The organism is Streptomyces sp. NBC_00459 (assembly GCF_036013955.1).
Lineage (GTDB): Bacteria > Actinomycetota > Actinomycetes > Streptomycetales > Streptomycetaceae > Streptomyces.
On sequence record NZ_CP107903.1, the window covers coordinates 1,512,475 to 1,538,292 of the forward strand.

Annotated in this window: 25 protein-coding genes; 12 read left to right on the plus strand and 13 right to left on the minus strand. The window is 71.9% G+C overall.

Translation table 11 applies throughout. The features are described 5' to 3' along the window. Position 1: 1 nt before the first annotated feature. From OHN74_RS06445 to OHN74_RS06455, 3 genes are all read right to left on the minus strand, one after another. On the minus strand, positions 2 to 883 hold the full coding sequence (locus tag OHN74_RS06445) for a hypothetical protein (RefSeq protein WP_327693570.1): 882 nt from the start codon (positions 881 to 883) through the stop codon (positions 2 to 4). A 112-nt stretch (positions 884 to 995) separates the two neighbouring features. Next, complete coding sequence (locus tag OHN74_RS06450; protein WP_327693571.1) at positions 996 to 2,522, minus strand: hypothetical protein; 1,527 nt, start codon at positions 2,520 to 2,522, stop codon at positions 996 to 998. 122 nt (positions 2,523 to 2,644) lie between these two features. Beyond that, on the minus strand, positions 2,645 to 3,340 hold the full coding sequence (locus tag OHN74_RS06455; protein WP_327693572.1) for a GntR family transcriptional regulator: 696 nt from the start codon (positions 3,338 to 3,340) through the stop codon (positions 2,645 to 2,647). Between the two features lie 165 nt (positions 3,341 to 3,505). Between OHN74_RS06455 and OHN74_RS06460 the strand changes: the two genes are divergently transcribed. The 5 genes from OHN74_RS06460 to OHN74_RS06480 are packed head-to-tail and all read left to right on the plus strand — an operon-like array spanning position 3,506 to position 7,940. Beyond that, complete coding sequence (locus tag OHN74_RS06460; RefSeq protein ID WP_327693573.1) at positions 3,506 to 4,825, plus strand: MFS transporter; 1,320 nt, start codon at positions 3,506 to 3,508, stop codon at positions 4,823 to 4,825. Continuing rightward, complete coding sequence (locus OHN74_RS06465; RefSeq protein ID WP_327693574.1) at positions 4,822 to 5,643, plus strand: putative hydro-lyase; 822 nt, start codon at positions 4,822 to 4,824, stop codon at positions 5,641 to 5,643. The genes OHN74_RS06460 and OHN74_RS06465 overlap by 4 nt, the downstream gene beginning before the upstream one ends. 25 nt (positions 5,644 to 5,668) lie before the next feature. Beyond that, the gene (locus OHN74_RS06470; RefSeq protein WP_327693575.1) at positions 5,669 to 6,421 is read left to right on the plus strand and encodes a LamB/YcsF family protein; all 753 of its coding nucleotides are present in this window, start codon (positions 5,669 to 5,671) and stop codon (positions 6,419 to 6,421) included. Positions 6,422 to 6,456: 35 nt separating this feature from the next. After that, positions 6,457 to 7,074 carry a 5-oxoprolinase subunit PxpB gene (pxpB, locus tag OHN74_RS06475; protein WP_327700016.1) on the plus strand — a complete coding sequence of 206 codons (618 nt, stop codon included), beginning with the start codon at positions 6,457 to 6,459 and terminating at the stop codon, positions 7,072 to 7,074. Continuing rightward, positions 7,071 to 7,940 (plus strand): biotin-dependent carboxyltransferase family protein, encoded by an 870-nt coding sequence (locus OHN74_RS06480; protein ID WP_327693576.1) that lies wholly within the window; start codon positions 7,071 to 7,073, stop codon positions 7,938 to 7,940. Before pxpB ends, OHN74_RS06480 begins: the two co-directional genes overlap by 4 nt. Before the next feature lie 242 nt (positions 7,941 to 8,182). On the opposite strand, the gene OHN74_RS06485 is transcribed toward OHN74_RS06480, so the two are convergent. From OHN74_RS06485 to OHN74_RS06505, 5 genes are all read right to left on the minus strand, one after another. Continuing rightward, positions 8,183 to 9,040, minus strand: coding sequence for an SGNH/GDSL hydrolase family protein (locus OHN74_RS06485; RefSeq protein ID WP_327693577.1), 858 nt, complete (start codon positions 9,038 to 9,040; stop codon positions 8,183 to 8,185). Beyond that, complete coding sequence (locus OHN74_RS06490; protein ID WP_327693578.1) at positions 9,037 to 10,239, minus strand: glycosyltransferase; 1,203 nt, start codon at positions 10,237 to 10,239, stop codon at positions 9,037 to 9,039. Before OHN74_RS06490 ends, OHN74_RS06485 begins: the two co-directional genes overlap by 4 nt. Continuing rightward, the gene (locus OHN74_RS06495; RefSeq protein ID WP_327693579.1) at positions 10,236 to 11,360 is read right to left on the minus strand and encodes a glycosyltransferase family 4 protein; all 1,125 of its coding nucleotides are present in this window, start codon (positions 11,358 to 11,360) and stop codon (positions 10,236 to 10,238) included. The genes OHN74_RS06490 and OHN74_RS06495 overlap by 4 nt, the downstream gene beginning before the upstream one ends. 139 nt (positions 11,361 to 11,499) lie before the next feature. Continuing rightward, positions 11,500 to 12,918 (minus strand): HEAT repeat domain-containing protein, encoded by a 1,419-nt coding sequence (locus OHN74_RS06500; RefSeq protein ID WP_327693580.1) that lies wholly within the window; start codon positions 12,916 to 12,918, stop codon positions 11,500 to 11,502. 301 nt (positions 12,919 to 13,219) lie between these two features. Then, the gene (locus OHN74_RS06505; RefSeq protein WP_327693581.1) at positions 13,220 to 13,612 is read right to left on the minus strand and encodes an ankyrin repeat domain-containing protein; all 393 of its coding nucleotides are present in this window, start codon (positions 13,610 to 13,612) and stop codon (positions 13,220 to 13,222) included. 236 nt (positions 13,613 to 13,848) lie between these two features. Here OHN74_RS06505 and OHN74_RS06510 point away from each other — a divergent pair, with 236 nt between their 5' ends. Together OHN74_RS06510 and OHN74_RS06515 are read left to right on the plus strand one after the other, a co-directional pair. Further along, positions 13,849 to 14,043 (plus strand): hypothetical protein, encoded by a 195-nt coding sequence (locus OHN74_RS06510; RefSeq protein WP_055524209.1) that lies wholly within the window; start codon positions 13,849 to 13,851, stop codon positions 14,041 to 14,043. 35 nt (positions 14,044 to 14,078) lie between these two features. Next, positions 14,079 to 15,626 (plus strand): ATP-binding protein, encoded by a 1,548-nt coding sequence (locus OHN74_RS06515; protein ID WP_327693582.1) that lies wholly within the window; start codon positions 14,079 to 14,081, stop codon positions 15,624 to 15,626. A gap of 13 nt (positions 15,627 to 15,639) precedes the next feature. Here the strand turns inward: OHN74_RS06515 and OHN74_RS06520 are convergent, their stop codons facing one another. Further along, positions 15,640 to 17,139, minus strand: a complete 1,500-nt coding sequence (locus tag OHN74_RS06520; protein WP_327693583.1) for an SCO1417 family MocR-like transcription factor — start codon at positions 17,137 to 17,139, stop codon at positions 15,640 to 15,642. A gap of 99 nt (positions 17,140 to 17,238) precedes the next feature. Between OHN74_RS06520 and yczE the strand changes: the two genes are divergently transcribed. The 4 genes from yczE to OHN74_RS06540 all read left to right on the plus strand — a co-directional run bounded on the left by yczE (position 17,239) and on the right by OHN74_RS06540 (position 20,712). Continuing rightward, positions 17,239 to 17,901, plus strand: coding sequence for a membrane protein YczE (yczE, locus tag OHN74_RS06525; RefSeq protein WP_443060351.1), 663 nt, complete (start codon positions 17,239 to 17,241; stop codon positions 17,899 to 17,901). Beyond that, on the plus strand, positions 17,898 to 18,665 hold the full coding sequence (locus tag OHN74_RS06530; protein WP_327693584.1) for a glycerophosphodiester phosphodiesterase: 768 nt from the start codon (positions 17,898 to 17,900) through the stop codon (positions 18,663 to 18,665). Before yczE ends, OHN74_RS06530 begins: the two co-directional genes overlap by 4 nt. Before the next feature lie 42 nt (positions 18,666 to 18,707). Beyond that, on the plus strand, positions 18,708 to 20,069 hold the full coding sequence (locus tag OHN74_RS06535) for an MFS transporter (RefSeq protein ID WP_327693585.1): 1,362 nt from the start codon (positions 18,708 to 18,710) through the stop codon (positions 20,067 to 20,069). 268 nt (positions 20,070 to 20,337) lie between these two features. Further along, positions 20,338 to 20,712, plus strand: coding sequence for an RNA polymerase-binding protein RbpA (locus OHN74_RS06540; protein WP_003977404.1), 375 nt, complete (start codon positions 20,338 to 20,340; stop codon positions 20,710 to 20,712). A 186-nt stretch (positions 20,713 to 20,898) separates the two neighbouring features. Here the strand turns inward: OHN74_RS06540 and fxsA are convergent, their stop codons facing one another. The 4 genes from fxsA to OHN74_RS06560 form a co-directional block, all read right to left on the minus strand. Then, complete coding sequence (fxsA, locus tag OHN74_RS06545) at positions 20,899 to 21,483, minus strand: FxsA family membrane protein (RefSeq protein WP_327693586.1); 585 nt, start codon at positions 21,481 to 21,483, stop codon at positions 20,899 to 20,901. Positions 21,484 to 21,573: 90 nt separating this feature from the next. Then, positions 21,574 to 22,368 (minus strand): polyprenol monophosphomannose synthase, encoded by a 795-nt coding sequence (locus OHN74_RS06550; RefSeq protein WP_327693587.1) that lies wholly within the window; start codon positions 22,366 to 22,368, stop codon positions 21,574 to 21,576. A gap of 539 nt (positions 22,369 to 22,907) precedes the next feature. After that, positions 22,908 to 24,518 (minus strand): amidohydrolase, encoded by a 1,611-nt coding sequence (locus OHN74_RS06555; protein WP_327693588.1) that lies wholly within the window; start codon positions 24,516 to 24,518, stop codon positions 22,908 to 22,910. 127 nt (positions 24,519 to 24,645) lie between these two features. Continuing rightward, positions 24,646 to 25,086, minus strand: coding sequence for an Lrp/AsnC family transcriptional regulator (locus tag OHN74_RS06560; RefSeq protein WP_327693589.1), 441 nt, complete (start codon positions 25,084 to 25,086; stop codon positions 24,646 to 24,648). A 267-nt stretch (positions 25,087 to 25,353) separates the two neighbouring features. On the opposite strand from OHN74_RS06560, the gene OHN74_RS06565 reads away from it, so the two are divergent. Next, positions 25,354 to 25,791, plus strand: coding sequence for a hypothetical protein (locus tag OHN74_RS06565; protein WP_327693590.1), 438 nt, complete (start codon positions 25,354 to 25,356; stop codon positions 25,789 to 25,791). The last annotated feature ends 27 nt before the right edge of the window (positions 25,792 to 25,818 follow it).

Here is a 25,818-nt window from a genome sequence, read left to right on the forward strand (position 1 = left end):
GTCAGGAGTGGTGGAAGGGCAGTCCGGCGTCGGCCACCAGCTCCAGGTCGTCGGTGTCCTCGGCGGGCAGCAGCGTCGGCGTCCCGTCGGTGACCGGCACGACACCCAGCTCCAGCAGCTCGGCCATGGCGGCGTTGCCGGCCATGTCCCGGACCTGGAGCTGGTAGCGGGCTGTCGTCCGATACGTGCCGCCGTTGTCGTCACCCGTGCGCTGGAGGAAGCCGGAGTCGGTGAGGAAGGCGACGGCCTTGCCGACGATGCCGGTCGTCGAACCGGCCGGTCTCCGCGCGTCCTTGGTGGCCCCCGTGGCGCTCCGCCTCATCCAGATGCGCCAGGCGGCCTCTAGTCCCGGGGCGTCGCTGACCGGGTCGGTGTTCTCGCCCTGCGCCTCGGCGCGCTCCTCCAGCCGCCGACAGGCCTGGCGGACGAAGGCCTCGACCCCGTTGACGGTGACGCGCCCGATGTAGCCGTCGTCGGCGAGATCCTCGGGGCGCGGAAACGCCATGGCGGCGACGGCGAGATGGGCGAGCCCGTGCAGAAAACGGTCCGAGCCGTCGGCGGACGTACGCCGTGCGTAGTCCCCCATCCGCACGGCGAAGACGGAGTCCTCGGCGGCGGTCACCGCCATCCCCGCGCGCGGGGACACCTCCAGCACGACCAGCCCCAGCCCGGCGGCCACGGCGTCGGCGAGCCGGGCGAAGGCCGAGTCCTCGCGATACCGCCGCAGCAACTCGGCGTACTCCTGGTCCCGTGCGGCCTGAAGCTTGGGCTGAAGCCCAAAGGCGACCAGCCGCGCGGCGTCAGCGGCATCGGCAGGAGTCACAGCGGCAGTGGCCGGGGCCGCCACGACCTCCGGCTCACTCCGGTCGACGAGCTCATTCACAGCTGCAACTCCCTGTTCTTGTAAGCGAGGGGACGGCCGACTCGCCTAGGGGCGCGGGGAACTGCGCGACAAGCCGCGGCGGGTCCGCACCCGGGCGACAACCTCAGCCCGATCACGCTGCCTCCGACCTGCCGGCGGCCATCCCCACCGCGTCCAGCAACGCCATCCCCACGATCAGATCGGCGCCACCGAATTCCGGATCGTCCAGCTCCGTCCCGTCATCGACGGCGAACAACAACTTCTCCTCGCCCTGCCGATAGGCCGTCCCCACCGGCGGACTGGCCGCGTGCACGGCCAGCAGGGCCACCAGGTAGGGAAGTTCCGTGTCGCGAAGGCGCGCCTCTGCCAGCAACCCCGACAAGCGCCGAGGCGCGTCGGCGGGGAGATCCAGCAACTCCATCGCCGCCGCCAACTGCTCCTCGCTGAACCGGCTGTCGTCCGGCGTGGCGATCAGGTCCGGCTCCGGCATCTCCGCCCCGAGATGCTCCCGTTCCACCGGTGGCGTCAGCAGTATGTCCACGAGGTCGCCGACGCGGACCGACACCGGCGCACGAAGCCCCGTCCCGCGCGCGAAGAACGCGTCCGTGACCCGCACCGCCGCCTCCAGGGGCAACGGCAGCACAGGGGCGAGCAGATGGCCGTACAGGTCTGTCCCCGAGGACGTCATCGGTGTCGCGAAGGCCTGTCGGTCCTGCTCCGCGCGGAACAGCGGCCCCGCCTCCAGCAGCCGGGACTGGAGCAGCGTGTGCCGCCGGATGCAGTCCTTGACGATGTCGACGAGTTCGGCGGCACGCCGTTTCTGCTCCGGGTCCTCGGACTCGTCACGGGCCTTGCGGATGTTGGTCAGGATCGCGTTCTCATGTCGGTAGCGGTCGGCGACATGGTCGAGGGCCTCGGCGATCATGTCGGGGACGGTCTCGAGCCAGTCCACCGCGCGCACGTTGCGCCGGGTCGCGTCCAGCGCCCTGCGCAGGGTCTCCGAGTACTGCACGGTCCGGTAGCGGGCCTGCTCCGCGGCGAGCTGGGCGTCGGCCAGCCGGCCCCGGCTGATCAGCACCTCCAGCTTGACCTCGGCGGCGATCTGGGCGCTGGTGACATCGGTGTCGAGGGCGCCGACGAGTACGTTGACCGCCTCGTCCGTCGTACGGAGGTAGACGCTTCCGCCGTACCCCGGGACCTCTTCGATCAGCTTGAAGTCGTAGTCGCGGCGTACATACGTACCGTCCGGCGCGAACGTGCCGTATACGGCCCGGAAGCCGCGGTCGACGCTGCCGACGTTGATCAGGTTCTCCAGGACCCAGCGGGCGACGCGCTCGTGTTCGGTGACGGGCCGCTGCGGGGCCTGGGCGGCGATGCGCGGGATGAGGCGGGCGACGATCTGGTCGTGGTCGGCGCCGGTGTCGAAGTCCATGTTCAGGGTGACCAGGTCGATGGCCGAGAGGGCCACCTCCGCCATGCCGTACACCGAGTACTCGCCCGCGAGATTCGCCTTGCGCGCGTCCAGGTCGTGGAGCGGGGCGGTGCAGGCGAGCGCACGCAGACGCCGCGCCAGGCCCTCGTCGGCGGCCGGGCCCGGAGCGGGGCGCGGCCCCGCGCTGAGCTGGGGCGGAACGCTGTCCGTCGATGCAGGCGAAGTCACGGTGCACAGACTAGGTCCTCGGTCTGACAACGACCCAAACGACTCAGAAGCGACCCGCCGTCACCCCGCCACCGTGCCGTTGACGCCCTGCGGAACACCGCAGGTCCCGAACCCCGTACCGGCTAGCCGTCCTCGCCCACCCGCCGCCGGTAGGCCTCGACCACCCGTTCGAGCGAGTCGCCGAGATAGACCGAAAGGAGCTCCTCGGCCCGCTCCCGGTCACCCGTCTGGAGGGCCTGCAGTATCTGCTGGTTGCGGGCGAGATAGGGCTCGTGCAGGCGCCGCGGGTCGTCCACGACGTGGAAGGCGAGGCGCAGTTCGGCGAAGACGCTGCGCATCAGTTCGTCGGTGCGGGCGCTGCCGGCCAGTGCGACGAGTTCGCCGTGGAAGTGGATGTTGGCCGTACCCAGCCCTTTCCAGTCACCGTCGCGCGCCGCCCGCTGCCCCTCGTCGACGGCCGCCGCGAGGTTCTCCAGGGCGTAGGGCGGTTCCCCGAGGCCGCGGACCACGGCGCACTCGACGAGGGCGCGGGTGCGGTAGATGTCCTCGACGTCCTCGACCGTGAGGACCCGTACGAAGACACCTCTGTTGAGCTCGTGGATCAACAGGCGTTCGTGCGTGAGCAGCCGAAATGCCTCGCGCAGCGTGTTGCGGGAGACGCCGAGGGCCCCGCCGATGCTGTCCTCGGACAGCCGGGTCCCGGGCGGGAAGTACCCGTCGGCGATCCGGCTCCTGAGGATGTCCGACACCCGCTCGGCGGTACTGGTGCGCCCGAGGAGCGCGCGGTCGTCGGCCAGTCCCGTCAGCTGCTCTGCCATGCCCGGAATTCAATCGTAGATACAAGAACGAAACAACACGGGTATTGAAGGATCGTTCAACGATCCTCTACCTTGCTGAACAGACACCGCCGGATCCACGCGGTGCCGACCGCTCCCGCACCGCTCATCCCGAAGCACCCTCCGTCCCTCATCTGCGAGGTGCACATGAGCACGACCCCTCCACCGCAGGCCCTGTCCGCCGAATCCCGCCCCGGAACGGGTGAACCCGCCGTCGACGAAGGCGCGTTCGCCTGGCTGCGGGCACTGGGCCCGCGCGGTCGCCGCGCCTTCGGCGGCGCGTTCGGCGGCTACGCCCTGGACTCGTACGACTACTTCACACTGCCCCTGACGATGGTGGCGCTGTCCGCCTACTTCGGTCTGAACAGCGGTCAGACCGGGCTGTTCACCACCGTCACCCTGGTCGTCTCCGCGGTGGGCGGCGCCGGCGCGGGAGTGCTCGCGGACCGGATCGGCCGGGTCAAGGCGCTGATGATCACGGTGATCACGTACGCGGTCTTCACCGTCGCCTGCGGCTTCGCGCCCAACTACGAGACGCTGCTGGTGTTCCGCGCCCTCCAGGGACTCGGTTTCGGCGGTGAGTGGGCCGTCGGCGCGATCCTGGTGGCCGAGTACGCGAGCCCGAAGCACCGCGGCCGTACGCTCGGCGCGATCCAGAGCTCCTGGGCCGTGGGGTGGGGCCTGGCCGTGGTCGTCTACACCGTGGTCTTCTCGTTCCTCGACGACGACCTGGCCTGGCGCGTGATGTTCTGGACCGGCGCTCTGCCCGCCCTGCTGGTCGTCTGGGTGCGGCGCTCGGTGCAGGACGCGCCCCGGGCGGTCGCCGAGCGCGAGAAGAACCCACAGAAGGGCTCGTTCGCGACCATCTTCAAGCCCGGCACGCCCGAGGCACCCGGACTGCTGCGCATCACGATCTTCGCGGGCCTGCTGTCCACCGGTGTCCAGGGCGGCTACTACACCCTCGCCACCTGGGTGCCCACCTACCTCAAGACGGAACGGGGACTGTCGGTCGTCGGGACCGGTTCGTATCTCGCCTTCCTGATCTCCGGAGCCTTCGTCGGCTATCTGACCGGCGGGTATCTCACCGACCGGATCGGCCGCAGGCGCAACATCTGGCTGTTCGCGGTCCTCTCGGCGCTGTGCATCCTCGCTTACGCGAACATCCCCACGGGCTCCAACAACCTTCTCCTGGTGCTCGGTTTCCCGCTCGGGTTCTGTATGTCGGCGATCTTCAGCGGCTTCGGCTCCTATCTGAGCGAGCTGTACCCGACCGCTGTGCGCGGCACCGGGCAGGGCTTCACCTACAACACCGGGCGCGCCGTCGGCGCCGTCTTCCCCACCACGGTCGGCTTCCTGGCCGACAGTTGGGGTGTGGGCGGCGCGCTGGTCTTCGGCGCGATCGGATACGGCATCGCCGCCCTGGCACTGCTCGGCCTGCCGGAGACCCGCGGAAAGGAACTCCAGTGAACCGTACGGAAGACCGCCCCCTGTCCCTCGTCCACGAGTACGCGCACGCGTGGAGCCCGAAATCCGGGCGAGCCCGGTTCCGCGCGGGGCTGACGGGCCCCACGGCGGGTGTCGCGGCCGGCCACACCCAGGTCAACCTGATCTCGGTGCCCGCCGACTGGGCGTACGACATGCTGCTGTTCTGTCAGCGCAACCAGAAGCCCTGCCCGGTCCTGGACGTCACGGACGCCGGTTCCTGGACCACCGTCCTCGCCGAGGGCGCGGACCTGCGCACCGACCTGCCGCGCTACCGGGTCTGGCGGGACGGCGAGCTGACGGAGGAGCCCACGGACGTGCTCTCCCACTGGCGCGACGATCTCGTGACGTTCCTCATCGGGTGCAGTTTCACCTTCGAGTGGGCGCTCGCCGAGGCGGGCGTCCCGATCCGGCACATCGAGCAGGGCCGCAACGTCCCGATGTACGTGACCAACCGTCAGTGCCGTCCCGCCGGGCGGCTGCACGGCCCGATGGTGGTGTCCATGCGCCCGGTGCCGCCGCAGCATCTGGCGGCCGCGATCCGGGAGAGCAGCCTGCTCCCGGCGGTGCACGGCAGCCCCGTACACTGCGGCGACCCGTCTGGGCTCGGCATCGACGACCTCGGCCGACCTGACTTCGGCGAACCGGTGGACCTCGCGCCGGACGACATCCCGGTGTTCTGGGCCTGCGGGGTGACCCCGCAGGCCGCGGTGACGGCGTCCCGTCCGCCCTTCGCCATCACCCACGCGCCGGGACAGATGTTCCTCACCGACACCCGCGACGAGCAGTACCGCGTCGCCTGACCGGAGCGTGACAGGAGTCCGGAAGATGATCGACCTCAACGCCGACCTCGGCGAGGGCTTCGGCCGCTGGCGGCTGACCGACGACGAACAGCTGCTGTCCGTCGTCACCAGCGCCAACGTGGCCTGCGGCTTCCACGCCGGGGACCCGGTCACCATGCGGCGCGTGTGCGACCGGGCGGCCGAGCGCGGCGTACGGATCGGCGCCCAGGTCTCCTACCGCGATCTGGCGGGCTTCGGGCGGCGCGCGATGGATGTGCCGCCCGACGAACTGGCGGCCGAGGTGGCCTACCAGATCGGCGCCCTGGAGGTCTTCGCACGCGCCGCGGGCACGCGCGTGTCGTACGTCAAGCCGCACGGCGCGCTCTACAACCGCGTCGTGCACGACGCGGAGCAGGCGGGGGCGGTGATCGCCGGCGTGCTTCTGGCCGACAAGGGGCTGCCGGTGCTCGGGCTGCCCGGCTCGCGCCTGCTGGAGCTCGCCGAGGGGGCGGGCCTCCCGGCCGTCCCCGAGGCGTTCGCCGACCGCGCGTACACCGAGGAGGCCACTCTCGTGCCGCGCGGCCGGGAAGGGGCGTTGGTGACCGACCCGGAGGCCGTCGTGGCACGTTCGGTGACCCTCGCCCGGACCGGCGTGGTCGCGTCGCTCTCCGGAACGCCCCTCGCGATCCGCGCCCGCTCCCTGTGCGTCCACGGCGACACACCCGGCGCGGTGGACCTGGCCCGCCGGATCCGGGAGCGCATCGAAGCGTCGGGCGTCCGCGTGGAGGCCTTCGTATGAGCGGGACCGGCACGACGAGCGGGACGACGCACGGGATGAGGGCGCTGCCCGTCGGCGACGACGCGCTGCTGGTCGAGGTCTCCTCCGGCGAACAGGCCCAGGCCCTGCACGCGGAACTGCTGCGCCGCCGCGCGGAGGGCACCCTGACCGTACGGGAGATCGTCCCCGCCGCCCGTACGGTCCTCCTCGACGGCCTCGACGACCCCACCCGGCTGGCCACCGAACTGACCGCCTCGCAAGTGCCCCCGGCGCTCCCCCTCACCCAGGAGATCATCGAACTCCCGATCCGCTACGACGGCCCGGACCTCGCCGACGTCGCCGCCCTGTGGGGCGTGTCCGAGGAAGAGGTGGCGCGCATCCACGCGGGCACCGAGTTCCGTGTCGCCTTCTGCGGTTTCGCGCCCGGCTTCGGCTATCTCACCGGTCTCCCGGCCCGCTACGACGTACCAAGGCGCGCCACTCCGCGGACGTCCGTTCCGGCAGGAGCGGTGGGACTGGCGGGCCCGTACACGGGTGTGTACCCGCGTTCGTCGCCGGGCGGCTGGCAGTTGATCGGTACGACGGGCGCTGTCCTGTGGGACCACACGCGCGTGCCGGCCGCGCTGCTGTCGCCTGGCACCCGGGTCCGTTTCGTCCCGGTCGGCCGCCCATGACGGATCGTGCGCTCGCGGTCGTACGGGCGGGGGCGCTGACCACCGTGCAGGACCAGGGGCGTCCCGGGTACGCCCATCTCGGGGTGCCACGCTCCGGCGCCCTGGACACGCTCACGGCGGCGCTCGTCAACCGGCTGGTCGGCAACCCGTCCGGGGCGGCCGTCCTCGAAACCACCCTCAACGGCTGCGCCCTGCGCCCACGTTGCCCGGTCACCGTCGCGGTCGGCGGCGCCCCCTGCCCGGTCACGGTGGACGGCCGCCCGGTGGCCTGGGGAGCCGCGGTGCAGGTGCCCGGCGGTGCGCTGCTGAACGTCGGAGCGGCCCTCTCCGGAGTACGCGGTTACGTGGCCGTCTCGGGCGGGATCGCCGTCGAGCCGGTCCTCGGCAGCCGGTCCACCGACCTGCTGTCCGGCCTGGGCCCGCCGCCCCTCACGGACGGCGCGGTGCTGCCCCTGGGGCATGTGATCGGCGGGCACGCGCGCGTGGACGTCGGTCCGCAGCCGGCGCCCCCGGCCGAGCTCGTGCTCCGGGTGACCGTCGGGCCCCGCGACGACTGGTTCACGCCGGCGGCCCTGCGCGCCTTCACCAAGTCCACCTACCGCGTGTCCTCCGCGAGCAACCGCATCGGGCTGCGCACGGAAGGCCCTTCCCTGGAGCGGGCCTTTGCCGGTGAACTCCCCAGTGAGGGCATGGTCCTGGGCGCGGTCCAGGTGCCTCCGGACGGCAGGCCGGTGGTCTTCCTCGCCGACCATCCCACCACCGGCGGCTATCCGGTGATCGCCGTCGTACGCACCGCGGACCTGCGCGCCGCCGCCCAGGCGGCGCCGGACACCCCGGTCAGGTTCGTGCCCGTACGCCGCGGTTGAGCCGCCCGGTGCCGGTCCGCCGGCTCATGCCGGGGAGTCGGAGCTGCGCTGCCAGCAGCCGCGCCCCGGCGGGCGGCCGTCCGCGGCCTTGTCGTGGTTGCCGACTCCCCCGCCGCGTCACCCGCCCCGCCGGCGACCCACATCGGCGTCTCCTCCGCCACATGGCCGGACACACCGAACCCCGGCTCGCCCGTGCCGGTTCGACGCCGTAGCCGTCCTCCGCCCGATCCGACGGACAGGCCCTACGCCACGTCCGGCTCGGCCCGGTGCTCCGCCACCGTCAGGGCGGCCAGGGCCGCCGCGACGGCGTGGGACGCCCCGAGGTCGAGGCGGGCGCTGGTGCCCCGCGCGCGGTGGCGGACCTCCTGGGCGGCGAGCCGGAGGAGCTGCGGGAGCAGGTCGGTGGACCGCCGCGCCACCCAGCCCGTGCCCGCGGTGGCCAGCCAGCGCAGGCTGGCCGCCCGGGTGGGCGCGGGACGTTCCGGCTCGGGCGACGGACCCGCCCCGCCCGCTACGCCCGCCTCCGTGAGCAGCGCGTGGAAGCGGACCGCCAGCTGCCGGTGCCCCTGCTCGCCGGGGTGCAGCCGGTCCGCGCTCCACATCTCACGCCCGCTGAGCCACTCCCCCTCGGCGGCGTGCAGATGCACGGCCCCGTAGCGCCCGGACAGCGCGTGGACGACCGAGTTGACCGCCCGCTGCCGCCTGGCCAGCGGGTTGGCCAGGACACCGGGCAGTCCCAGCATCGCCCCGGGGTCGGGCAGGCACGCCGTGAGCAGGAGCGCGCCCCGCTCGGTGAAGGCCGCGTAGACCTCGTCCAGCCGGGCGGCCACCGCGTGGATGTCGAACGTGCGGCGCAGGGTGTCGTTCACCCCGATGACGACGGACACGACGTCCGGCTCCAGGTCGAGGCCGGCCGGTGTCTGCCGTTCCAGCACGTCGCGCGTCTGAGCCCCGCTGACCGCGAGGTTGGTGAAGTCCACCGGCGTGTCGCCGAACCCGTCGGCGAGCAGCGCGGCCCAGCCGCGCCACATGCCGTCCACGGGATCGCCCACGCCCTCGGTCAGCGAGTCGCCGAGCGCCACGAACCGCAGCGGTCTCATCCGACACCCTCCGGGACGACGGGCCGCACGGGCGCGTCTCCGGCGGACGGCACCTTCGCGTCGTGCGCCGCGAGGAACGCCTCGACCGCGGTCGACCAGCCGAAACACTCCGCACGCGCGCGTGCCTTGTCCCGGCGCTCGCGCTCGGGCCGCCCCAGCAGCAGCCGTACGGCGTCCGCGAAGGCCTCTCCGTCGTCGGCGGCGACGGCCCCGGCGGACCCGATCACCTCGGGCAGCGCGGAGGACGCGCTGACGACCACGGGTGTGCCGCAGGCCATCGACTCCAGCGCGGCGAGCCCGAAGGTCTCCGCGGGTCCCGGCGAAAGGCACACGTCGGCCGACGCCTGGAGTCCGCCCAGCAGTACCCGGTCGGTGACGTGCCCGAGGAAGGTGACCGGCAGCCGGCGCTCCCGCGCCCGCTGCTCCATACGGGCCCGCAGCGGCCCGTCCCCGGCCACCACCAGCCTCGCCCGCTGTCCGCGCCGCAGGAGGGCCTCCAGGGCGTCCAGCGCCGTGCCGGGCCGCTTCTCGACGGACAGCCGGGAGCACATCACCAGGAGCAGTTCGTCCCCGCGCGCGTGCGCGGCCCTGACCGCCGGGTCCCGCAACGACGGATGCCGCCGCACCAGGTCGACGCCCAGAGGAGCCCGTACGACATTGCGTGCCCCGATCCGTACGAACTCCCGCTCGGCGAACTCCGTGGTGCACACCACGCGCGCGTAGGTGTGTGCCGTACGGACGTTGAGGGCGTCGGCGGCGCGCCGGGAGAGGTTCTCCGACAGGCCCCAGGTGCGCAGGACGCCGTCGGCGGTCTCGTGGGAGACCATCACCGCCGGGACACGGGCCCGGCGCGCCCACCTGCCCGTCCACCTGAGGGTCGTCCGGTCGGACACCTCCAGGCGGTCAGGCGCCAGTTCCCCGAGGAGGGCGGCGACGCGCCGCTTGTCCGTCAGCACGCGGTAGCCGCCGGTGCCGGGCAGCAGCGGGCCGGGCAGGGTGATCACGCGCCCCTGTTCGGTGTCGCGGTCGCTCGCCCGCTCACCGGGCACGATCAGGACGGGGTCGTGTCCGGCGGCCCGGTAGCCGGCGCCCAGTTCGCGCAGCGCGGTGCGCAGGCCGCCCGAGGCGGGGGCGACGAAGTTCGCCAGCCGGACGATGCGCAGTGGTCCACCCGCGCCGTGTGGGGTCTCGGTGTTCATGCGGCCACCGCCGTCCGCGCGGTGAGGATGTCGGCGTAGTGCCCGACGAGTTGGTCGCCGACACTCGCCCAGGTACGGCCCTCGACCATCGCCCGGGCGGCGGCGCCGTAGGAGGCCCGCAGGCCCGGGTCACGGGCCAGGGACCACACCGCGTCCCGGACGGCGGCCGCGTCGCGCGGCGGGACCAGGAGGCCCGTGCGCCCGTGGGCGACCAGGTCCAGCGGTCCGCCGGCGGCGGGCGCGACGACGGGCACACCGCTCGCCATGGCCTCCTGCACGGTCTGGCAGAAGGTCTCGAACGGTCCGGTGTGCGCGAAGACGTCCAGCGAGGCGAAGATCCGGGCGAGTTCGTCGCCGGTACGGCGGCCCAGGAAGACGGCTCCCGGCAGCTGCTCGCGCAGCCCCGGCTCGCTGGGTCCGTCACCCACGACGACGACCCGCACGCCGTCCAGCGCACAGACCCCGGCGAGGAGCTCGACCTGCTTCTCGGGGGCGAGCCGGCCGACGTAGCCGACGATCAGCTCACCGTTCGGGGCGAGTTCACGGCGGATGGCCTCGTCCCGCAGTGCGGGGCGGAAGCGCGCGGTGTCCACTCCGCGCTGCCACAGCTTCACCCGGGGTACGCCGTGCGACTCCAGGTCGTGCAGGGCAGCGCTGGAGGGCGCGAGGGTGAGGTCGGCGGCGGCGTGGACGGAGCGGATGCGCCGCCAGGCGGCGGCCTCGCCCGCGTGGACGTAGGTGCGGGCGTATCCGGCCAGGTCGGTCTGGTAGACGGCCACGGCGGGGATGCCGAGCCGGGCGGCGGCGGCCATGCCGCGTACGCCGAGGATGAAGGGGCTGGCCAGATGGACGATGTCCGCGCGGTGCTCGGTGATCGCGGCGGCGACGCGTCGGCTGGGGAGGGCGACGCGGACCTGGGGGTAGCCGGGGAGCGGCAGGGAGGGGACACGGACGACGGGGCACGGCGCCGAGGCGTCGGGCCCGTTCCCGGCGGCGGTGGCCGGGGCGACGACGAGGGGAACGTGACCGCGATCGACGAGGTGCCGGGCGGTCTGGAGCGCGCAGTGGGCCACGCCGTTCACATCGGGGGGAAAGGATTCGGTCACGATGACTACACGCATAGGGGTGTTGTCGCCGTACTGGACGTGCCCGCGTCAACGTCGATCTTTCCGGACGGGGAACGTCCCATGAGCGTTGCGCACCGCCCCCTCGCGGGTCGGCGCGCGTCCACGCGCTCCTGATCTCCGGGTCATCCCCCGTTCATACCGCGGTGCTGTCGGGTCCGATCCGGCTCCGTACGGCTGTCTGGACCTCGGCCTCCTCGGCCGGGTCGGCGGCGAGCCTGCGCAGCTGGTCGACGACCCTGGCGTCACCGGTCTCGGCGTGCCGGGCGGCGACCTCGCGGGTGGTCTCCTCGCAGTCCCACAGGCATTCGACGGCGAAGCCGGCGGCGAAGGAGGGGTCGGTGGCGGCGAGGGCCCGGGCGGCCCGGCCGCGCAGATGGGACGAGGCGGTCTCGCGGTAGACGTGGCGCAGCACGGGGGCCGCGCAGACGATGCCGAGCCGTCCCGCGCCGTCCACCAGGGTCCACAGGGTCGGCGCGTCGGGTCCTTCGCCCCGTACGGCCTCCCGCAGGGCTCCGAGGACGAGGTCGCTGTCCCGGGTGCCACCCAGGCAGGCGAGCATCCGTCCGGCGGCGGCGCCGAGGGGGTCGGGCCGGTGGACCCACCCGCGCGCGCGGTCGACGGCGGCGATACTGCGCATACGTTCGAATGCGTCGACGGCGGCCTCCACCACGGCCGTCGTGCCGTCGGTGACCGCGCCCTCGACCAGATCGAGGGCCTCGGGATCATTGCTGTCCGCGAGATAGCGCAGGGCCGTGCAGCGGGCGCCGTCGCCACCGCTGCGGGCGGCCTCCAGGATCTGGGGCCGGTCCTCCGGGCCCGCCACAGCCGTCAGGCACCGCGCGGCGGGCACATGGAGCACGGCACCGCGGTCGATGCCCTGCTGGGCCCACTCGAAGACAGCCTGCACACTCCAGCCCGGGCGGGGCCCGGACGGTCGCATCTGGCGTTGCCAGCGGTCGAAACAGCCGGTCTCCTGGGCGGCACGCACGCGCGTGGAGATCGATTCGCGCGGATCCTCGGCCCACAGCCGCCAGGGCCGGGGCTCGAAGGCGTCCCGCACGACGGCGGCCAGTTCCGCCTCGCCCTCCGCGTCGGTGCCGAAGCGGGCGAGCACGGGGGCGGCGAGGGCGCGCAGCCCCGCGTCGTCGTCCCTGAGCGCCAGCTCGTCCAGCGCCCACGCCCAGCTGGTGCCGGTGGCGGCATACCTGCGCAGCACCTCCAGCGCGTCCCGCCTTCCGTAGGAGGCGAGGTGTCCGAGGACCGCGAGGGCGAGCCCGGTGCGTGACTCGTCGGTGTCGAGGACGTCCTCGGCGTCGAAGAGATGGGCCTCGATCTCGTCGAGCTCGCCATGGAGGTCGACATAGAGACGGGCGTAGTAAAGGGAGCGGTTCTCCACCTGCCAGTCGTGGCGCGGGTCGTGGAGCACACAGTGGTTCAGTGCCGCGAGCGCGTCGGCCCGCGGTGCTGTGAGCGCGTGCAGCGTGCCGTCGCCGCGGCCCCTCTGAAGCAGGCCGAGCAGCGTTCCGCTGGGCGCTATGACCGGATCGAACATGGGAAACAGCCTCACATCAAGCGTCGACGCAACCGGGATCCTGCTTTACCTGGCCACGCGACAACACGTCGGAGCGCCCGCCGTTTCCTGCTTGCTGTAGACCATCTTCCTCTGCCTCTCGTAGGTGGGCCCATGCGGACCGCATCACGGCCCGCGCGGTGCGGCAACATCTGCCCAGCCATCGCGTCCATGAATCACGACGTCATGATGACCCGGCTGTTCAAGCTGCCGCGACCGTATTTCCGGCGGCCCCGTTCCGCCTCCCCCGTTTTCCTTGTCCTAGCTGGTCAACACGTACGACTCAGTGTGCGCCGAACAGCTCCAACAGTTCCGTCTTGCCGAACATCCGTGCGGTGTCGAGAGCCGAGGGCGTACCCGCGGCCGGGTTGGCGCCACCCTCCAGAAGCGCCTCGATGACGTCCTGCGCACCCTTGAAAACGGCCCCGGCGAGTGGTGTCTGCCCCCGGTCGTTCACCCGGTCCCCGTCGGCACCGCGAGCGAGGAGCGCCCGGACCGCGTCGGCGTGGCCGTGGTAGGCGGCGAGCATCACCAGGGAGTCGCCGCGGTCGTTGGTGAGGTCGGCCGGTACGCCCGCGTCGACGTACGCCACGAGTGCCTCGGTCTGCCCCTGCCGGGCCAGATCGAAGATCTTCGTCGCCAGCTCCACGACCTCGGGGTCGGGGGCTTCGCTCATCGGCCGGACCGCCTCTCGTTACAACCGTACGGGTGAATCGCCAGAGTACTGGCTCGACAGGCACATGACCCGACACCTCAGCAGCAAAGATCAGCACGCCCGGATGACACCAAACAGGTACGCCACGCGAGTGAAATACGCCGAAATTCACCCAAGTGCACCTTTTATCGTATGGATACATGCTGTGATCCTGGAAGAACTCATGGTGACTGTCCCCACCACACCAGGAGATCCTCATGATCCTCTCCATGTCAGGCGTCGTTCTGCTCGGCATCATCGTCTTCCTCTTCTTCAAGAAGGACGGACTCAAGGCGTCGCACGCCTTCGTCGCCGCGCTGTTCGGCTTCTACCTCGCGAGCACCGCCATCGCGCCGAGCATCAAGGCCGGCGGCGAGAGCCTGGCGAGCCTGCTCGGCGGAATCAAGTTCTGACGCCCCTCCCGTCCACACGCACCCAGGAGACAGCAGTGGCCCGGCGCCCCCTCCCCCGCATCCTGAGCAACGGCAGCGCACAGATCGCCCGGAGCCGGGAGCTGGCCCGGACCGCTGCGGACAGCGCCACGGACGTCCTCCACCCGCTGATCACGATCAGCCGGGGTCTTCGCCGACTGGCCGCGGCCGGGCGGCGCAAGTGGGCGGACACGCCCAAGGACAGGCGCGGGCCACTGCTGTTCCTGGTGGCCTCGGTGGTCCTGGTAGTGGCCCTCGTCCCGTACGGCCCGCTGCTCGCCGTCATCTCGGTGATGGCGGCAGCGGCCTGGCACGGGCGGGACCGCGCCCCGGCGGAGCCCGAGGGCCCCGACGAGTCCCAGGCCCAGCGCCTCCAGTCCCTGTACGACGCGCTGGTCCCCTACCTCTCGACCCCCGACGACCCCGCTCCCCTCTACGCCCACGGCGGCGACTGGGAGAAGGTCTTCCCCGCGTACGAGTTCGACGGCACCGGCCGTGTCTCGCACCTGGTGGTGCGCTACCCGGCGTACTTCACCGACGGCGAGGCCGACTCCCGCGCGCGGATCGAGCAGTTGCTGCACGCCAAGTCGGGCCGGGGCCGCGAGTACCACTTCGACTGGGACGAGGAGGGCAACCAGCTCACGGTCACCGTCCTGTCGCCGCTGCCCACCGACATCGCCGCGCAGCGCTTCGTCACGTCCCCCGGCGAGACGGTGCTCGGCTTCACGGACCCCACCCAGGTACAGCGCACGCTCCCGCTGAGCCACGGCGAGGAGCAGCGGGACGTCCCGCCGGTCGTCTGGCGCACGGGTCCCCGCTCCACCGAACCGCACCTCCTGGTGATGGGCGAGCCGGGCAGCGGCACCACGACACTCCTGCGCTCGATCGCTCTCCAGGCCCTCCAGCACGGCGACATCCTGATCGTCGACGGCAGCGGAACCGGTGAGTACGCGTGCCTGACCGGCCGGGACGGCGTACTGGCCGTCGAGTGCGCCGCGTCCGGCGCCGTGGCCAGCCTCGAATGGGCCGGCCGCGAAACGGAACGCCGGCTGATCGCGGCCAACCACGCCCGCCAGGCCGGTCAGCCGCTCCCCGACGACACCCGACGCCCGCTCTGGCTCCTCCTCGACCGCCCCGGGGCCCTCGCCCACCTGGCCGCCGCCGACGGCCGCCCCGACCCCCAGTCACTGCTCCAGGTCCCCCTGCGGCACGGCCGGGCGGCGAACGTCACCGTAGTGGTGGCGGAACAGTTCGACAGCGCGGACACCCTGAGCGACGCCGTACGGCAGCACACACGCGCGCGTGTCGTCCTCGGCCCCGCGTCCCCCACTCGACTGGAAGCGATCCTGGGCGCGCCCCCGCACACCACACCGGTCCCGGTCATGCCCCCGGGCCGCGGCTACGCCCGGCTGGGCACGGGCCCGGTCCACCGCCTCCAGGTCCCGGCCACCCCGGACCCCCACGACGACGCGACGAGCGACGTACAGCGCCAGGCGGTGCTGGAGTTGCTGCCGCCGCGGTCGGCCCAGGTACTCGTGAAACCGGAACAGGAGCCGGTGGCCTAGCCACGCCCACCGCTCAAGCCACGAAGGTCCGGGGGGACTCGGCGCCCCCCGACCCTCCGCTCACCACGATCCGCGCCGCGGCAGCCAACCGGACGGCCGCCTCGTCGGCCACCGCTCCCCCCACGGTGAACGGCAACCGCACATACCCCTCGAAAGCACCGTCGACGCCGAACCGCGGTCCCGAGGGCACCCGTACCCCCACCCGCTCGCCCGCCTCGGCGATCCGTGACCCCGACAGCCCACCCGTACGGACCCACAGTGTGAGTCCGCCCCTGGGCACCGTGAACTCCCAGTCGGGCAGTTCCCGTCGTACCGCCGCGACCAGTGCGTCCCTGTTGTCCCGGGCCTGTTCGCGCCGCATCTGGACCGCCTGTTCCCAACCTCCCGTGCTCAGCAACCAGTTGATGGCCAACTGTTCAAGGACGGGTGTCCCGAGGTCCGCGTAGGCGCGCGCGGCGACGAGGCTGCGGATCACATCCGGAGCCGCCCGAACCCAGCCGATGCGCATCCCGGCCCAGAAGGCCTTGCTGGCGGAACCCACGGTGATGACCGTCGACCCGGCCGGGTCGAAGGCGCACACCTGGCGTGGCATCTCGACATCCGGGTCCAGCCACAGCTCGGTCATCGTCTCGTCGGCGACGAGCACCGTGCCCGCCGAGCGGGCCGCGTCGACGAGTTGTCGTCGCTGGTCCTCGTCGGCGAGCGCGCCTGTGGGGTTGTGGAAGTCGGCGACGACGTAGGCGATCCGGGGCGCGGCCTCCCGCAGCACCTGGCGCCAGCGGTCCAGGTCCCAGCCGGCGAGCCCCTCGGCCATCGCCACGGGCACGAGCCGGGCGCCCGCCTCCCTCATCAGTTGAAGGATGTTGGCGTACGACGGCGACTCCACGGCGATGCGTTCGCCCCGGCCGGAGAACAGATGGCAGATCGCGTCGATGGCGCCCATCGCGCCGGTCGTCACCATGATCTGTTCGGGCATGGTGGGGATCCCGCGCGCGGTGTACCGCTCGGCGATCATCGCGCGCAGCGCGGGCAGCCCTGCCGGGTAGTCGCCGTGCGTGTGCGCATACGGGGGCAGTTCCTCCAGTGCGCCCTGGACGGCCCGGGTCAGCCACGGTTCGGGTGCGGGCAGGGCCGCCGTCCCGAGGTCGATCACCGAGCCGAGCGCCTCGGGAGGCAGGGGTTCGAGCCCGCGCGCGGGAAGTGGGTTACCCGCGGGCACAGCGGTCCAGCTGCCCGCACCGCGCCGGGACTCCAGGAAGCCCTCGGCGCGCAGCGCCTCGTAGGCGGCGGCGACCGTGGTCCGGCTGACGGAGAGGGCGAGGGCCAGTTCGCGCTCGGCGGGAAGGCGGGCGGCGACCGGCACCCGACCTTCCAGCACCAGCAGGCGGATGCCATCGGCGAGGGAGCGGTAGGCGGGCGGGCGACGCGTGCCGGGACCCGCGGGACGGTCCTGCTGGGAGGTGAGCAGCCGAGCGAGCTGCGCGGTCCCCACCGCCGAAGTCCACTGCACCATGCAGATCAGTCCACCTTCCCAGAATTGGCCATGGATACGATCCGATCCCAAGCCACAGGGTGTCATGTGTCAGGCCACTATCACCACAGGGGGCAGCTCGTGAGTTCGTTGTCAGCGCCGGATCACCTCGGCCGAAGGTTGCTCCAGCTCTACGCCGGTCTCGTGCTGTACGGCGCCAGCTCGGCCCTGCTCGTCGAGTCGGGCCTCGGCCTGGAGCCCTGGGGCGTGCTGCACCAGGGGCTGGCCGAGCTGACGGGGCTGACCATCGGCGTCGTGTCGATCTTCGTGGGCGCCGTCGTACTGCTCCTGTGGATACCGCTGCGGCAGCGTCCGGGCCTCGGCACGGTCTCGAACGTCTTCGTCGTCGGCCTCGCCATGGACGGCACGCTCGCCCTGGTCCCCGACGCGCACGCCCTCGGCGCGCGCGTCCCGCTCCTGGTGGCGGGCATCGTCCTCAATGGCGTGGCCACCGGCCTGTACATCGCGGCGAGCTTCGGCCCGGGCCCACGCGACGGCCTGATGACCGGCCTGCACCGGATCACCGGCCGCTCGATCCGGCTCGTCCGTACGGCGATCGAGGTGGCGGTGGTGGCGACGGGCTTCGCCCTGGGCGGCACGGTGGGGATCGGCACGGTGCTGTACGCGGTGGCGATCGGACCGCTGGCGCAGTTGTTCCTGCGCGTGTTCGCCGTTCCGGCGGCATCGGACGGCAGCACGGTCGTTGCCGCGGGTCAACCGGAGGAGGCGATACTGCGACCGTGACCACGCGGATACGTCATCCCTACCTCGACCATCCCGGCCCGATCCCCTTCGCCCACCGGGGCGGAGCGGCGGACGGGCTGGAGAACACGATGTTCCAGTTCCGGCGGGCGGTCGAGACGGGCTACCGCTATCTGGAGACCGACGTGCACTGCACGGCGGACGGAAAACTCGTCGCCTTCCACGACTCGACACTGGACCGGGTGACGGACGGCGGCGGCCTGATCGCGGACCTCCCCTGGTCCGAAGTACGGCACGCGCGCGTGGCGGGCAAGGAACCGGTCCCCCTCTTCGAAGACCTGCTCGAAGCCTTCGCCGAGGCGCGCTGGAACGTCGACGTCAAGGCCGAGCGCGCGCTGCGCCCGCTCCTGGACCTGATCGAGCGAACCGGCTGCTGGGACCGCGTCTGCGTCGGTTCCTTCTCCGAGGCGCGCGTGGTGCGCGCCCAACGGCTGGCCGGTCCGCGTCTGGCGACCTCGTACGGCATCCGGGGCGTCCTGAACCTGCGGCTGCGCTCCTGGGGCCTGCCCGTGGGGGTGCGCCGCTCCGCGGTCGCCGCACAGGTGCCGGAGTCGCAGTCGGGCATCCCGGTGGTCGACCGGAGCTTCGTGCGCACGGCCCACGCGCGCGGGCTGCACGTCCATGTGTGGACGGTCAACGATCCCGATGACATGCACCGGCTCCTGGACCTGGGAGTCGATGGCATCATGACCGATCACATCGACACGTTGCGCAAGGTTCTGGAGGACCGGGGCACCTGGTTCTGACTCCCCGCGCGCACCGCTTCACGGGGAAAGCGAGGGGCACGGGTGGGCATCGACACCGTGCGGGACGAGGCGCCCGACGAGACCGCCGGGCGCCGCCGCGAGCAGCGCGGCTGGTACTTCTACGACTGGGCATGCTCCGTCTACTCGACGAGCGTGCTCACCGTGTTCCTGGGCCCCTATCTGACCTCGGTCGCCGAGGAGGCGGCCGACGCGAACGGGTTCGTGCATCCGCTGGGCATACCGGTCCGCGCCGGTTCGTTCTTCGCGTACTCGGTGTCCCTGTCGGTCATCGTGGCCGTGCTGGTCATGCCCCTGGTGGGCGCCGCCGCCGACCGCACCGGCCGCAAGAAACCGCTCCTGGGAGCCGCCGCCTACGTGGGCGCCACGGCGACGGCCGCCATGTTCTTCCTCGACGGCGACCGGTATCTGCTGGGCGGGCTGCTGCTGATCGTCGCCAACGCGGCCCAGTCCGTGTCGATGATGCTCTACAACTCCTACCTGCCCCAGATCTCCACGGTCGAGGAGCGCGACGCGGTCTCCTCGCGCGGCTGGGCGTTCGGCTACGCGGCGGGCTCACTGGTCCTCGTCGTCAACCTGGTGCTGTACACGGCCCACGACTCCTTCGGCCTCTCGGAGGGCATGGCCGTCCGTGTCTGTCTGGCCTCGGCGGGCCTGTGGTGGGGCGCCTTCACCCTCGTACCGCTGCGCAGGCTCCGTGACCGCCGGGCCGCCAAGGAGGAGAGCGTCGCGAAGGAGGCCACCTCCCCGGGGCTGCGGCAACTCGCGGCGACGGTCCGCGACATGCGCCGCCATCCGCTCACGCTCGCCTTCCTGCTCGCCTACCTCGTCTACAACGACGGCATCCAGACCGTGATCTCCCAGGCCTCGGTGTACGGCTCGGAGGAGCTGGGGCTCGGCCAGTCCACCCTGATCGCGGCAGTGCTGCTGGTGCAGGTGCTGGCGGTGGCGGGGGCACTGGGGATGGGCCGACTGGCCCGTATTTACGGGGCCAAGCGGACGATTCTCGGATCACTGGTGGCGTGGACGGTGACGCTCGCGGCGGGATACTTCCTGCCGGCCGGCGCACCGGTGTGGTTCTTCGTGCTGGCCTCCGGGATCGGCCTGGTCCTCGGCGGCAGCCAGGCACTGTCCCGGTCGCTGTTCTCGCATCTGGTGCCGCCCGGCAAGGAAGCCGAGTACTTCTCGGCGTACGAGATGAGCGACCGCGGCATGAGCTGGCTCGGCCCGCTTCTCTTCGGAATCACCTACCAGCTGACCGGAAGCTACCGGGACGCGATCATCTCGCTCGTGGCCTTCTTCGTCATCGGGTTCGTGCTGCTGGCCCGGGTTCCGGTGGGGCGGGCGATCCGCGACGCGGGCAATCCCGTTCCCGAAAGGATTTAGCATCGGCGGCCAAAGAGCGGTAGTGTACGCCGTTGGCCTGCCAGGCGTACCGTTACTGCGCGTCAAAGATGACGAAACGCTGGGTGATATCTGCTTGCAGATGTGACAAACCGGGCGCTGGTGGGTACAACAAGGGACAGCTACGACGGCGACGCATGACCCCGAAACGGGACACGGGACGGGAATCTTTACCGCCGACCGGACGTTGACCGGATGACGACGACAGCGACACCTGTCCTGTGGGCGACAAGCCCGGGAGGCACGATTCATGAGTGAGCGAGCTCTTCGCGGCACACGCCTTGTAGTGACCAGCTATGAGACGGACCGCGGCATCGACCTGGCCCCGCGCCAGGCCGTGGAGTACGCATGCGAGAAGGGGCACCGGTTTGAGATGCCCTTCTCGGTGGAGGCCGAAATTCCGCCGGAGTGGGAGTGCAAGGTCTGCGGGGCCCAGGCACTCCTCGTGGACGGCGACGGCCCTGAGGAGAAAAAGGCCAAGCCCGCGCGTACGCATTGGGACATGCTGATGGAGCGGCGCACCCGAGAGGAACTCGAAGAGGTCCTTGAGGAGCGACTGGCCGTACTCCGCTCCGGAGCGATGAACATCGCTGTACATCCGCGGGACAGCCGCAAGTCCGCGTAGCCCTTCAGGGGGCTGGGCGGCATACAACGCACGCGTGACACCGCGGGTGCCGTACGTGAGGTCTGCGTACGGTGCCTGCGGTTTTGCGTTTTCCGCGGTCAGCGGCCAGGGCTGCGGTCAGGACGGGTAACGCGCGACAGGCCCGACGCCTGTTCGGCGCGGGCCTGTCGAGTGCGGGGCCGGGCGTCAGCCGGTCAGCGGCGGACGCCGCTCCCCCGCGGTCCCGCCCGCCGTGTCGTCGCGGATGACCTCGCCCTGGACCACCTTGCCGTCCGGGCGACGGATCCTCGCCTGCTGGAACGCGTCACCCAGGGTGCCCGGGGTCGCCTCCCTCAGTTTGCGTTCGAAGGTGCGTTCCGCGTAGCGGCTGATCGCCTTCTGGATCGGGGGGATCAGCAGGAGCAGGCCCACCGCGTCCGAGATCAGGCCGGGCAGCATCAGCAGCAGACCGCCGAGCATCAGCAGGCCGTTGCCCTCGCTGCCGCCGGGACGGGCAGCGCCCGCCGACGGTGTGCCGCCCTGCTGCTGTTGCAGCGTCTCCGTGAGGTTGCGGAAGGCCCGGCGGCCCGCCCGCTTGATGACCACGGAGCCGAGCACGAAACCGGCGATCAGAAGCAGGAGGACCGCGAAGCCGCTCGCCGCGCCGGCGACCATGGTCAGCAGCCAGATCTCCAGCACCAGCCAGGCGGCGATGCCCAGCGGAAGGAACGTGCGCAGCCGGGAACGCCGCGGCCGGGCGGGGTAGGTGGGGGTCGGTGCGCCAGTCGTCATACGTCCAGTGTGCCTGGGCCGGGCTCAGCACAGGATAAGAGGACGATCAACAGGACCTGTGAAGTCGTACGGGCGGGCCCGGACGGACCGCTACGGCTTCCTGGTCCTGCCCCGGGCCCGGTTCACGCGCTCGCCCACGCCCCACATCGTGACCCGCCAAAGCGCCTCGACCAGGATGTCGCGGCTCATCTTGGAGTCGCCGTGCTCGCGCTCGACGAAGGTGATGGGCACCTCGACCACGTGGTAGCCGGCCCGGATCGCGCGGCGGGCAAGGTCGACCTGGAAGCAGTAGCCCTGCGAGGCGACCTCGTCGAGGCCGAGGCCTTCGAGGGTCTCCCGGCGGAAGGCACGGTAGCCACCGGTGACATCCCGCACGGGTACGTCGAGCAGGACCCGGGAGTAGAGGCTGCCGCCACGCGAGATGAACTCGCGGGACTTGGGCCAGTTGACCACCCGGCCGCCGGGCACCCAGCGCGAGCCGAGGACCAGGTCGGCGCCCTTGAGGGCGGTCAGCAGACGGGGCAGTTCCTCGGGCTGGTGGGAGCCGTCGGCGTCCATCTCGATCAGGACGCCGTAGCCGTTGTCCATGCCCCACCGGAAGCCCGCGAGGTAGGCGGCGCCGAGGCCCTCCTTGCCCTTGCGGTGCAGTACCTGGACCTGATCGTCCTCGGCGGCGAGCTCGTCGGCCAGCTTGCCCGTGCCGTCGGGGCTGTTGTCATCCGCCACGAGAACGTGGACGTCAGGGACCGCCTCCCGCACCCGGCCGACGATCTTCTTGATGTTCTCGGCCTCGTTGTAGGTCGGAATGATCACCAAAGCCGTGCCGAGCGGGCCGAACCGCCGCCCCTGGGCTTCTGCCGCGAGGGTCCCGTCGCCGTCGTTCACTGCTGCCCCTTCAAGTCCGTACGCAGAGGTCCACCATAGTGGCCGCAGCCTGCGCCGACGTGTCAGCACGTGCGTACGGGGGTGTCTATTCGGCAAGAGCCGAGTAAGGGGGGTCCGCTTCGTCACCTTGCGCACGCTGCGGATCGGGGCCCGGCGCCCTTCGGGCCGACCTGGGACCCGCTGGCTGCGGGTCGACCGAAAGCCGTTGTCTACTGGACGTCCGGGCCCCACCCGGGTCACACCTTGCCGACCGGGTGGAACGTTCCGTCGCCGTGGCGCGGGCGCTGAGCCTGGCTGCCAGTGGTGGTGCGCCGGTGCGGCACACCATCCCTGACCCAGCGGCGCTGCGGCGACTGCGCGGAGGTTCCCCGGTCGGGCGTCCGGTGGTGGACCCGGCCGAACCTACCGGCCAGCTGCCGTCGGCTGTCAACAGCCGCCTGAACTGCGGTTCTTTCCATAATCGCCTGGTCAACGCCGAGGATGCGCAGGTCGCGCGACGACGTTCCGGCCACCGATCGGTACCGCGCCACCCCGGGAGATCACTCGCTCGGCCGTACGAACACCGTCCGTCCGCCCACCACCGTGCGCAGGCATACGGGAAGGTCGGCGCCCGGCGTGAGATCCGGCAGGCCCGGGGTGCCGGAGCGGGGGTCGGTGGACCAGCGGGCGACCCGGTCGTCGGGGGCCTGGACCACGAGCGCGTCGGTGCGCCAGAGGGCGTAGTCGGCGGGTGCGCCCGGCACCAGGACGCCCGCGTCGTCACGCCCGACGGCGCGCCAGCCGCCTCGGGTGTGGGCCGTGAACGCCGCGCGGACCGAGACGCGGTGCTCCGGGGTGCGATGGAAGGCCGCGGCGCGGACCGTGCCCCAGGGGTCGAGCGGGGTGACGGGGCTGTCCGAACCGAGGGCGAGCGGGACACCGGCCTTCAGGAGGGCCGCGAAGGGGTTCAGGGCCCGCGCACGGTCGCCGCCGAGGCGCTGGGCGTACATGCCGTCCTCGCCGCCCCACAGGGCGTCGAAGGCGGGCTGCACGGAGGCGGTGAGACCCAGCTCGGCGAAGGCGGCGATGGTCTCGGGAGTGAGCATCTCCGCGTGCTCGACGCGGTGCCGGGCGGCTCGGACACGGGCCAGACCGACCTTCTCTGCGGCTGTGCGCACGCCGTCGACCACGGAGGTCACGGCGGCGTCCCCGATGGCGTGGAAGCCCGCCTGGAGGCCCGCCTCGGTGCAGGCGACGACATGGGCGGCGACGGCGGCGGTGTCCAGGTAGGCGGTGCCCGTGTGGCCGGTCCGGTCGCTGTACGGCTCGTGCAGACAGGCGGTGTGCGAGCCGAGGGCGCCGTCGACGAACAGGTCACCGGCGGCGCCGATCGCACCCAGGGCGCGGGCCTTCTCGACATCCTGTTCGGCCCAGTAGCCGACCACACGGGGGCCCGACTCCTCGGCGGCGAGGCGCAGCAGGCCGGTGAAGTCGTCCTCCGAGGAGATCTCCGGTCCTCCGCACTCATGGACGGAGCCGATGCCGAGCGACGCGGCGCGCGCGAGGGCGGCCCGCTGGGCCTCGGTGCGCTGGGCCGGGGTGACCGCGCCCAGGGCCGCGGCCCGGACCGTGTGGTGCGCGTCGCCGGTCAGTGGGGCGTCGGGGCGCCCTGTGTCGCCCTGGACCAGGTCGAGCAGTGCCGTCGTCACGACCGCCGAGTGGACGTCGATGCGGCTGAGGTACAGCGGCCGTCCGCCGGTGGCCTCGTCCAGCTCGGCGCGGGTCGGCGGACGGCCGCCGGGCCAGCGGGCGGCGTCCCAGCCGTGGCCGAGAAGGACGCGGTCGGCGGGGCGGGCGGCGGCGAACGCGCGTACGAGGCTGAGGGCCGCGTCCAGGGAAGGGGTGTCGGACAGGTCCAGGCCGGTGAGCGCGAGACCGGTGGCGGTGGTGTGCACGTGTGCGTCGGTGAACGCCGGGGTGACCAGGGCTCCGTCGAGGTCGATCACCTCGTCCGCCGCGCCCGTGAAGGCGTCTGCGGCGCCTTCCGAGCCGACCCAGGCGATGTGTCCGTGTTCGACGAGCATCGCGGTCGCGAAGGGGTCGGCGGGGCTGTGGACCTCGCCGCCCCGGAGGAGGACGGTGGCGGAGGGTGGTGCCGGGCGTTCACTCATGGGGACAGTTTCCCGTGCGACCCCGCCGGCGCCGCACTCGGGGCGCGTCACCGGCCGCCCGGAACTGTCGGCTGCGCCCGCCTCCCCGTCGCCCCGGCGGAACGACCGCCCACAGCCGGGCGGGGCCTCAGATCTTCGGTGGTCTCGCCTCGTACGGTGTCGACAGGACCACCGTCGTGCGGGTCGAGACACCCGCGAGGGTGCGCAGCCTGGCCAGCAGCTCCTCCAGCTCGTGAGGGGTGGCGACGCGGACCTTGAGGATGTAGTTCTCCTCGCCCGCCACGCTGTGGCACGCCTCGAGCTCCGGGACGTCCCGGAGGCGTTCCGCGATGTCGTCCGGGGCGCTGGGGTCGAAGGGTTTCACCGAGATGAAGGCCGTCATGGGCAGCCCCACGGCCTCCGGATCGACGACCGCGGCGTAGCCGCGGATGACGCCGCGCTGTTCCAGCCGGCGCACCCGCTGGTGCACGGCTGACGTGGACAGGCCCGTGGCCTTGCCCAGGTCGGTGTAACTCATCCGCCCGTCCTTGACGAGCAGCTGCACGATCTGTCGGTCCAGCTCCTCCATGGCGCAGAACCTACAGTGCGGTTGATCTCCTCCGATACCTGAGCGGTGCAGGTCATGCCCTGTTCGTGATGTGCTGAGGGTGCGCCGTGAGCCGGACGAGGGACAAAAGCATCGCCACGGGCACCTGCGAACGGCATGTGACGAACACCACAGCTCTCGAACATGCTCCGTGATGGTCTCGTGATTACCGCCGAGACCGGGCGGGAAGTGCTTGCTGTGGCCGAGGCCGCAGTTGCCTTGTCGGCCCAGCCCGAGGGGGAGTTACCCATGCAGAGTCTTAAGCGCCCTGGTCGCACCGCGCCCAAGAGGCCCCAGTTGGTCGTCGAGTCCGAGCCGGAGGGCGTCGAACCCGACGCGCTCGACATCGAGGAACTGGACGATTACGACACTTTCGAGATGTTCCGGGTGATCTGCCCGGACTGCACACAGCCGATCGCACTGCTCTCGGACGAGGAGATCCTGCCGGAGCACGCGCTGTGCGCGTCACCGTGGAACCCGTTCGGGCTCACGGTCTGTGCCGGTACGGGTCGCGCGGCGGCCGACGCCCGGTCCGCGGACGAGTCCGCGGACCCCCAGGAGCAGCACACCGCCCTGCTGTTGACGCTCCCTCAGGGGCTCGACTGGCGGACCCAGCCCTTTTCGCACGTCGGCGGCCCGGCCTCACGCCCGATCCGGGTCCCCGTGCTGCGGCGTCACGCCGCTTGAGCGCCTCCGCTCGAGCCTCCTGACCGT

Excerpts from the sequence above, each read along its gene's own strand:
- OHN74_RS06455 (WP_327693572.1), bottom strand. The coding sequence starts at position 3,340 with ATGGCAGAGCAGCTGACGGGACTGGCCGACGACCGCGCGCTCCTCGGG.
- OHN74_RS06460 (WP_327693573.1), top strand. The coding sequence starts at position 3,506 with ATGAGCACGACCCCTCCACCGCAGGCCCTGTCCGCCGAATCCCGCCCC.
- OHN74_RS06470 (WP_327693575.1), top strand. The coding sequence starts at position 5,669 with ATGATCGACCTCAACGCCGACCTCGGCGAGGGCTTCGGCCGCTGGCGG.
- pxpB (WP_327700016.1), top strand. The coding sequence starts at position 6,457 with ATGAGGGCGCTGCCCGTCGGCGACGACGCGCTGCTGGTCGAGGTCTCC.
- OHN74_RS06480 (WP_327693576.1), top strand. The coding sequence starts at position 7,071 with ATGACGGATCGTGCGCTCGCGGTCGTACGGGCGGGGGCGCTGACCACC.
- OHN74_RS06485 (WP_327693577.1), bottom strand. The coding sequence starts at position 9,040 with ATGAGACCGCTGCGGTTCGTGGCGCTCGGCGACTCGCTGACCGAGGGC.
- OHN74_RS06490 (WP_327693578.1), bottom strand. The coding sequence starts at position 10,239 with ATGAACACCGAGACCCCACACGGCGCGGGTGGACCACTGCGCATCGTC.
- OHN74_RS06495 (WP_327693579.1), bottom strand. The coding sequence starts at position 11,360 with ATGCGTGTAGTCATCGTGACCGAATCCTTTCCCCCCGATGTGAACGGC.
- OHN74_RS06500 (WP_327693580.1), bottom strand. The coding sequence starts at position 12,918 with ATGTTCGATCCGGTCATAGCGCCCAGCGGAACGCTGCTCGGCCTGCTT.
- OHN74_RS06505 (WP_327693581.1), bottom strand. The coding sequence starts at position 13,612 with ATGAGCGAAGCCCCCGACCCCGAGGTCGTGGAGCTGGCGACGAAGATC.
- OHN74_RS06510 (WP_055524209.1), top strand. The coding sequence starts at position 13,849 with ATGATCCTCTCCATGTCAGGCGTCGTTCTGCTCGGCATCATCGTCTTC.
- OHN74_RS06520 (WP_327693583.1), bottom strand. The coding sequence starts at position 17,139 with ATGGTGCAGTGGACTTCGGCGGTGGGGACCGCGCAGCTCGCTCGGCTG.
- OHN74_RS06540 (WP_003977404.1), top strand. The coding sequence starts at position 20,338 with ATGAGTGAGCGAGCTCTTCGCGGCACACGCCTTGTAGTGACCAGCTAT.
- fxsA (WP_327693586.1), bottom strand. The coding sequence starts at position 21,483 with ATGACGACTGGCGCACCGACCCCCACCTACCCCGCCCGGCCGCGGCGT.
- OHN74_RS06555 (WP_327693588.1), bottom strand. The coding sequence starts at position 24,518 with ATGAGTGAACGCCCGGCACCACCCTCCGCCACCGTCCTCCTCCGGGGC.
- OHN74_RS06560 (WP_327693589.1), bottom strand. The coding sequence starts at position 25,086 with ATGGAGGAGCTGGACCGACAGATCGTGCAGCTGCTCGTCAAGGACGGG.
- OHN74_RS06565 (WP_327693590.1), top strand. The coding sequence starts at position 25,354 with ATGCAGAGTCTTAAGCGCCCTGGTCGCACCGCGCCCAAGAGGCCCCAG.